This is a genomic window from Bacillus sp. AFS029637 (assembly GCF_002584985.1).
Lineage (GTDB): Bacteria > Bacillota > Bacilli > Bacillales > Bacillaceae_G > Bacillus_A.
Map to the genome: position 1 here is coordinate 21,848 of NZ_NUPZ01000044.1, position 7,589 is coordinate 29,436.

7 protein-coding genes and 1 riboswitch are annotated in these 7,589 nt (G+C 36.3%); of the genes, 3 read left to right on the forward strand and 4 right to left on the reverse strand.

Annotation, left to right across the window (positions count from 1 at the left end; all coding sequences use genetic code 11):
• Positions 1 to 45 precede the first annotated feature (45 nt).
• The 4 genes from COE49_RS24715 to COE49_RS24730 form a co-directional block, all read right to left on the reverse strand.
• Positions 46 to 1,041, reverse strand: a complete 996-nt coding sequence (locus COE49_RS24715; RefSeq protein ID WP_098252359.1) for an ABC transporter permease — start codon at positions 1,039 to 1,041, stop codon at positions 46 to 48.
• Positions 1,025 to 2,512, reverse strand: coding sequence for a sugar ABC transporter ATP-binding protein (locus tag COE49_RS24720; protein ID WP_141556643.1), 1,488 nt, complete (start codon positions 2,510 to 2,512; stop codon positions 1,025 to 1,027). The genes COE49_RS24715 and COE49_RS24720 overlap by 17 nt, the downstream gene beginning before the upstream one ends.
• The gene (locus COE49_RS24725; protein ID WP_088232373.1) at positions 2,509 to 3,621 is read right to left on the reverse strand and encodes a sugar ABC transporter substrate-binding protein; all 1,113 of its coding nucleotides are present in this window, start codon (positions 3,619 to 3,621) and stop codon (positions 2,509 to 2,511) included. Before COE49_RS24725 ends, COE49_RS24720 begins: the two co-directional genes overlap by 4 nt.
• Before the next feature lie 88 nt (positions 3,622 to 3,709).
• Positions 3,710 to 3,815, reverse strand: a riboswitch (SAM riboswitch).
• An 89-nt stretch (positions 3,816 to 3,904) separates the two neighbouring features.
• Complete coding sequence (locus COE49_RS24730; RefSeq protein WP_088232374.1) at positions 3,905 to 5,206, reverse strand: NCS2 family permease; 1,302 nt, start codon at positions 5,204 to 5,206, stop codon at positions 3,905 to 3,907.
• 221 nt (positions 5,207 to 5,427) lie between these two features.
• Between COE49_RS24730 and COE49_RS24735 the strand changes: the two genes are divergently transcribed.
• From COE49_RS24735 to COE49_RS24745, 3 genes are all read left to right on the forward strand, one after another.
• Positions 5,428 to 6,294: an SDR family oxidoreductase gene (locus COE49_RS24735; protein WP_088232375.1), complete on the forward strand. Its 867-nt coding sequence runs from the start codon at positions 5,428 to 5,430 to the stop codon at positions 6,292 to 6,294.
• A gap of 68 nt (positions 6,295 to 6,362) precedes the next feature.
• Positions 6,363 to 7,124: a L,D-transpeptidase gene (locus COE49_RS24740; protein ID WP_098357061.1), complete on the forward strand. Its 762-nt coding sequence runs from the start codon at positions 6,363 to 6,365 to the stop codon at positions 7,122 to 7,124.
• A gap of 169 nt (positions 7,125 to 7,293) precedes the next feature.
• A complete protein-coding gene (locus tag COE49_RS24745; protein WP_088232377.1) occupies positions 7,294 to 7,545 on the forward strand; it encodes a hypothetical protein in 252 nt (83 codons plus the stop codon).
• The last annotated feature ends 44 nt before the right edge of the window (positions 7,546 to 7,589 follow it).

The following is a 7,589-nucleotide window of genomic DNA, read 5'->3' on the forward strand; positions in this document are numbered from 1 at the left end:
GTTGCAAAAGGAAAGTAGAGCATCGGAATTCGATGCTCTACTCTTTTATTTACGCTTCTTTTTAATAAATGAAAAGGCTAAAGCTGTAATTAAAATGCTGCCTTTGATGATATCTTGTGCATAATAAGGAACGTTCATCATTGTGAGGCCATTTAATATAATTCCAATTAATACGGAGCCGAGAAATGTTCCGACTATATTTGGTTTCTTGGCACCGAACATTGCATAACCGATATAGGAAGCTGCAACTGCATCCATTAATAATGGGGCACCAGCTGAAACTTGCCCTGTTCCAACGCGGCTACATAGAATAATACCACCAATGGATGCAAGTAAACCACTAATCATATAAGCATATACACGGTAACGATCAGTAGGGATACCGGCTAGTCTAGCAGCTTCTCGATTCCCACCTGTCATATAAAAGAAACGACCGTACGTTGTTTTTTCTAAAAATAGATGTGCAATTAAAACGACGATAAGCATGATAATGACAGGGACTGGAATTCCTAAAACGGAACCTTGACCGATAAATAAAAAGGATGGAATAAAATGTCCTGTGGCACCCGACATTCCTTCATAAATTGAAGATCCTTTTGAAAATGTTAAGTGTAGTCCATTAACGATGTACATGATACTTAATGTGGCTAGTAAATCTGGTAGTTTAATTCGGATAACGAGTAGTGCATTTAATAATCCAACTAATAGTCCGCAAAGAATAGGAACAAGTAGTGTGACTAATAGTTCTTGTCGATATAAAACGAGACAGGAAGCAGCGGCAATTGTTGCTAAACTAGCAGTAGAGCCGACTGATAAATCAAACCCGTCTACAATCAATGTAAAGGTAACACCGATCGCAAGTAACGTTACGATAGAAATAGAACGTAAAATATCACTAATATTGTTGTATGTAAAAAAAGAATCATTGACGATAGAGAAAAAAATTGTAACACCTATAATGATAGCAATTGTACTAAATTGATAAAAAAGATGAGTAGGTAAATATAGTTTCTTAGTTTTAGTTTTATGAGCGAGATTCAATGGAATAGCTCCCTTCAGATAAATGTAAAAGTTGTTCAGGCGATAGATCGTTTGGCAAGTATTCACCTACAAACTCTCCATTTGCCAGTATAAGAATACGATCGGCGATATGTAGCGCTTCATCTTGTTCTCCTGTGAAATAAATTACAGAGCTTCCGTTTTCTGTAATGTTGCGAATGAATCGAAAAATGTCTTGTTTCGCAGCTATGTCTACACCTTTAGTTGGCTCGTCCAAAAGAAATAGATTAGGTTTGAATCCATCCCACTTTGCAATTGAGACTTTTTGTTGATTTCCACCGCTAAGTGAGTGAATAAAAGCTTTTGGGTCATTTGGTGAAATACTGAAAGAATCAATTGCTGTAGTAGCATTATTTAATTCGTTTTGTTTTCGTCGCCATCCTGATTGGTGTAAATTAGTGTGACTTATTATATCTTCCGAAAGAAATACACCTTGTTTTCTTCTTTCTTCTGGTACAAGTGCGATTTTCGCTTTAATCGCATCTCGTGGTGTTTTAATTGTTATTGTTTGACCATCTATTTTTGCGCGATAAGTATGACGAACACCAAATAAAGTTTCGGCAAGTGTTGTTTTTCCACTTCCAATTAATCCGTATATCACAACAGTTTCTCCTTTTCGTATTGTAAGAGAAAGGGGAGAATGATCTTCGCGTAATTGAAGCTCTTGTACTTTAAATAATTCTTCGCTCCCGCATTTTGGCGCTGTATTAATAGGTAGTGTAAGTTGTTTGCCAGTCATTGCTTCCACAATTTGCTGATCTGTAATCTTTGTAATGGCTTCAGAAAGGGAAACCTTCCCATTATGTAATACAGTTACATCATCCGCGAAATTTCGAATCTCGGATAAACGATGAGAAATTAAGATAATGCCAATACCTTTTGATGTTAAATCTTTTAAGAGCTTTCCAAAGGTTTCAACTTCTTTTGGCCCAAGAGAAGAAGTGGGCTCGTCTAATAAAAGATAATTTGTATTGTTAGATAAAGCCCTTGCGATAAGAAGTAATTGTTTTTCATGTAATGAGCAGTTTGAAACATCTTCTGAAACATTTAAATTTACCTGTACAGTTTGCAAGTGTTGTTTAGCGAGTGCGACTAATTTTGACTTTGAAAATAGTACTTTATTTTGCATTGCTAAATGATCGATAAGTACATTTTCTAATACAGATAATCCGGGAATAAGTCCGTGATCTACTTCTTGTGTTACGAAAGAAATACCGTGCTGTTTTGCATCGCGTGGTGAAGTAAAGGAAACAGACTGATTATCAATTTTTATATTGCCAGCAACTGGTTGAAATTCACCAGTTGCTATTTTTAGTAAAGTGCTTTTTCCTGCACCGTTCATTCCTAGTAAAGCGTGCACTTTTCCTTTTCGAATATGAATAGAAACATCTTCTAGAACAGGTGTGGCAACATGATAAGAATGTGTAATGTTTTGAAGAGAGAATGTCATCACTTTTTCTCCTTCTCTAATTTTTTCATCCAAGGAGAATATGCATCTTTTGAGTCTCCCCAACCGTTTATATATTTTGATAACTGATCCATCGTTATATTTTCTTTTGGTAAACTATTTTTCTTTACTAAATAAGGTTCTAGTGAATAAATATCTGGCGTTTGTTCACCAGCAATTTTTTTGTATAAAAATCGCACTTGAACTTTACCTACTTCAGCTGGATCAGTTGCAGCAGTAGCTGTCCAAGGAGAGTTTTCTTTTTGTATGAGTTGTAAATCTTCATTACTTAAGTCAATGCTGTATACTTTTATATCTGTACGACCGGCTTGTTCAAGTGCTTTAACAGCCCCTTTAGCAAACTCATCCCACGAAGCAAAAATTGCTTGTAAATCTCCTTTTTTCGGATATTTTTTTAGTAAGGCTTCTACTTGTGTTTGTGTATCAAGCGGTGTGTTATTACTAGCAGTACCGAATCGTGCAACTTCTTTTATATTTGGATAACGTTTATAAAAAGCATCAATGATAACATTGCGACGTTCCATTGGAGCAAATCCGCCAACCCATACGACTGCGATATTTCCTTGTCCATTCAAATCTTCTGCTAATGTTTTTAAGGATTTCCATGCAAGGCTATAGTCATCTTGATCAATAATCGTTACACCAGGCAGGCGTAGGTCGTTATCAAATGCCACTACGGGAATGTTCGCCTGCAAAGCTTTTTCTACTCCCGGTTTTAGTGCTTCAGAGCGGCCGTGATCAATTAAAATTCCATCCACTTTTGAATTAATAGCAGTATCTAAATTTGCAGCCATTTTTGCTAAATCGTTATCAGAATTGTAGACTTGTACACTGCCGCCAAATAGCTCGACTTGTTTTTTGACACCCTCAATATATTGAGAGGAAAAAGTTCCGATGGACATTTGCATGATTAATGCGATTTTTAATGGCTTCTTCACTTGGCTTGGAACTTCTGTTGGTAAGTTGTTTTCTACTGTTGTAGTCGCTTTTTTCACAGTTTGTTGCTTTTGTGAGGAGATAGCATCTTGTTCATTTGTACAAGCTGTCAATGTAAATAAGAGAAAAATAAGTACGATGGAACATAATTTTTTCATGAAAAAATCCCTCCTAAATTAAGAAGAGAGAGGAGGGAGTGAAAATAAAAAACGCCTTTTCATATAGAAAAGACGTCTTATCATATTACTCTTATCTTTCAACACAACGTGTTGTAAGAATTAGCACCGTGCCCATAAATGGGTCGGTTGCCGGGCTTCGTAGGGCTCATCCCTCCACCTGCTCTTGATAAGACATCGAATATTTAACTATTTCGAATTATTCCACAATTTTGTCGTGTTGTCAAATAATTTTTCATAAAAAAATCCCTCACAAAGAGGGATTTTAATGTGGTAAGAATACCAATTGATAAGCAAACAAAATTCCAAATAAATATATAAGTGGATGAACAGCACGGAATTGTCCTTTTGCCACTTTCATAAGTGGGTATGAAATAAATCCAAGTGCAATCCCTGTTGAGATACTTGATGTAAGTGGCATGCTTAAAATTACTAAGAATGCTGGGAATGCTTCATCGAACGTATCCCAATCGATATATCGAACTGAACCCATCATAAGACTACCAACGATAATTAATGATGGTGCTGTAATAGCTGATACACCAGAAACAGCGCTCACTAAAGGTCCGAAGAATGCTGCTACTGCAAATAGTACAGCTACTGTAACGGTTGTTAAACCAGTACGCCCACCAGCTGCAACACCAGCAGATGATTCAATGTAAGCTGTTGATGGTGTTGTTCCGAACATAGATCCAATTGTTGCTGAGAACGAATCAGCTAGAAGTGCTCGTCCTGATTTAGGAAGTTTTCCATCTTTCATAAATCCGCCTTGTTGTGCAACGCCAAGCAATGTACCTGTTGTATCGAATAATGTAACAAGGAAGAAGGAGAACACAACACCGTATAATCCGTAATTAATTACATCAGATACAGCAGTAATTGGATTTGCAACGATAATTCCTTCTGGTAATCCAGGCATTGATGTAACGCCATTTGAAAATGTTAATTGACCTGTGAAGTAAGCAATCATACCAGTTAATAACATTCCGATAAATAGTGCCCCGTTTATATTTAAAGACATAAGGATAATTGTAATTCCAAGTCCAGCTAATGCTAGTAAAACAGGAGGGGAATGAAGATCACCAAGTCCAACTAAGTTAGATTCATGTTTTGTTACAATTCCTGTTAAGCGTAAACCGATAAAAGCGATAAAAAGACCGATACCAGCAGTAAGTGCATGTTTTAAGTTTTCAGGAATTACTTCCATTAATTTTGTACGGAATGATGTGAATGATAACAAAATTAAAATCATACCAGCTACGAATACAGCAGAGAATGCAATTGCGAAAGTCATGCCTTCATGAGCTTTTACAACAGAGTAAGAGAAGTAAGCATTTAATCCCATACCTGGTGCAATTGCGATTGGTAAGTTTGTAAAGATCGCCATAAATAATGTTCCGACAACAGCAGCGATAATTGTTGCTGTAAATGCTTGTTCAAATGGGACACCTGCATCACCAAGGATGACAGGGTTTACGACAATAATATATGCCATTGTTAAGAAGGTAATAATACCCGCCATAATTTCAGTTTTAATAGAAGTTTTATGTTTTGAAAGGTTAAACATATAAACATCCTTTCTGTTTACGAATAATTTTCACAACAGTTATATATAATATTCGTTTTTTGTGCGTTTTGCAATAGTTTTGCATAAAAAGTTTATGATAACTCATATTTTGTGTCGTAAATTCGAATATTAATCGTAGAACTACGTGTAAATTACGTTTTTTATGTGTAAGTAGTTTTTGTTATTGTGCACATGATAAGGAAAAGGAGCTGATTGAAAGTATGCCGCAGCAAAAAAACTTTGTAACAATGCCTGCGCAACATCAAAATAAACAGCCTGGTATTGAATCATTCATGAATCCACTTCCGCAGTTTGAAGATCCGAATTATAAAGGTAGCGACAAGTTAAAAGGAAAGAATGTATTAATTACAGGGGGAGATAGCGGGATTGGACGAGCTGTGTCTATCGCTTTTGCAAAAGAGGGAGCAAATATTGCGATTGCTTATTTAGATGAGGAAGAAGATGCAAATGAGACGAAACAACGTGTTGAAAAAGAAGGCGTAAAGTGTGTATTGTTGCCAGGTGATTTAAGTAATGAACAACAGTGTAAACATATTGTGGAAGAGACCGTCCGGCAGCTAGGCGGTTTGAATATTTTAGTAAATAATGTCGCGCAGCAATATCCGCAGCAAGGGTTAGAGTATATTACAGCGGAACAGCTAGAAAAAACGTTTCGCATTAATATTTTTTCTTATTTTCATGTTACGAAAGCAGCACTTTCTCACTTCAAACAAGGGGATGTCATTATAAACACAGCCTCTATTGTTGCGTACGAAGGAAATGAAACGTTAATTGATTATTCTGCAACGAAAGGAGCGATTGTAGCTTTTACAAGATCACTCTCTCAGTCGTTAGTGCAAAAAGGGATTCGTGTAAATGGTGTTGCACCAGGGCCGATTTGGACGCCACTTATCCCATCAAGTTTTGATGAGAAGAAAGTATCACAGTTTGGGAGTAATGTTCCGATGCAAAGACCTGGTCAACCATATGAATTAGCGCCTGCGTATGTATATTTAGCGTCTGGGGATTCCACATATGTGACAGGGCAAATGATACATGTAAACGGAGGCGTTATTGTAAATGGATAGTTTTCATCTATAAGAGCAAAGTAAAGCTAATTGCATTTATTATGATATTAGTGCTAGGGAGGATTTAGATGAAAAAAATATGGTGTATCGTAATCCTATTTTTCTGCCTACCAGCTAGCGCTTTTGCTAATACAGATCATTTAATACTAGTGAATCTTACGACAAATCAGCTATCTTTTTTTGAAGATGGAAACTATACGAGGACATTTCCAATAACGACTGGAAGGGATCGCACCCCAACGCCAGAAGGAAACTTTTGTATTATAACTAAATATAAAAATAAAGAATACCATCGTAAAAAGATACCTGGTGGTGCACCGAATAATCCTCTTGGTACAAGGTGGCTTGGATTAGATAAAAAGGAGTATGCAATTCACGGGACAAATAGAGAATGGACGATTGGAAGTAGGGAATCGAATGGTTGTATTCGCATGCATGACAGAGATATACAATGGTTATATGACCGAGTACAATTGCAGACAAAAGTAATCATTTCTCGTTTTCATACGAGTCCCGAATTTGAAGCGAATAAGCTGGGGTATCGCGTTGTGAGCTGGAATGGTCGTAAAGTGGAAGAAGACCAAATTGGAATACTTACGTTAGTAGACCGTGTCAATATATATTGGCAAGAGCCAAATGGGCAATTAACAAAAGTAAAAACAGTATTACCAAACGAAAGGTATGCAGTGTATGCCAAAAGGAAAGATAGAACATATTATATAGGAAACAATTTGTATATTATGGATGAAACGGGAGAAAAAGTTCGTTATGAGCAAATTCCTTCTTCGATTTTAAGTAATATATATAAACGGAAATATAATGTACTGTAAGAGCTACCGTGTATAGGCGGTAGCTTATTTGTAATTTAGTGAAGCAGATTTTGTATGAATTATTAGTTTAAACGAATCGCGATGCTCGTAAATAGCAGGATGAAAAAAGAAACAGCAACTATTGTATTTTGTTGAATATAATACAGTACAGATTGGGGGCGGTTACAGTATGAAAAGTGAATTTGCATTTAAAATTTTCTTAGTAACGACCTGCTTATTTATCGTGTATTTGTATGCGTTTCTCGTCTTTTCTTTTTATGTTCCATATGTGGATTTAATATTGTTCTTCGGATTTATTTGTGCATTTGTTAAAGCGAGGGAAGGAGAGAAGAGTATATATCGGCGCATTACCTTATGTGGGACAGTCGTTCTCGTTATTTTGTACTTTTTTATCATGCATGATTTTTGGAGGGGAATGTAAAAAAGCATACGATTAATCGTATGCTTTTTTCAGGCTGTGGAGAA

Coding starts and splice junctions, on each gene's coding strand:
- COE49_RS24740 (WP_098357061.1), top strand. CDS start 6,363: ATGAAAAAAATATGGTGTATCGTAATCCTATTTTTCTGCCTACCAGCT.
- COE49_RS24730 (WP_088232374.1), bottom strand. CDS start 5,206: ATGTTTAACCTTTCAAAACATAAAACTTCTATTAAAACTGAAATTATG.
- COE49_RS24745 (WP_088232377.1), top strand. CDS start 7,294: ATGAAAAGTGAATTTGCATTTAAAATTTTCTTAGTAACGACCTGCTTA.
- COE49_RS24725 (WP_088232373.1), bottom strand. CDS start 3,621: ATGAAAAAATTATGTTCCATCGTACTTATTTTTCTCTTATTTACATTG.
- COE49_RS24735 (WP_088232375.1), top strand. CDS start 5,428: ATGCCGCAGCAAAAAAACTTTGTAACAATGCCTGCGCAACATCAAAAT.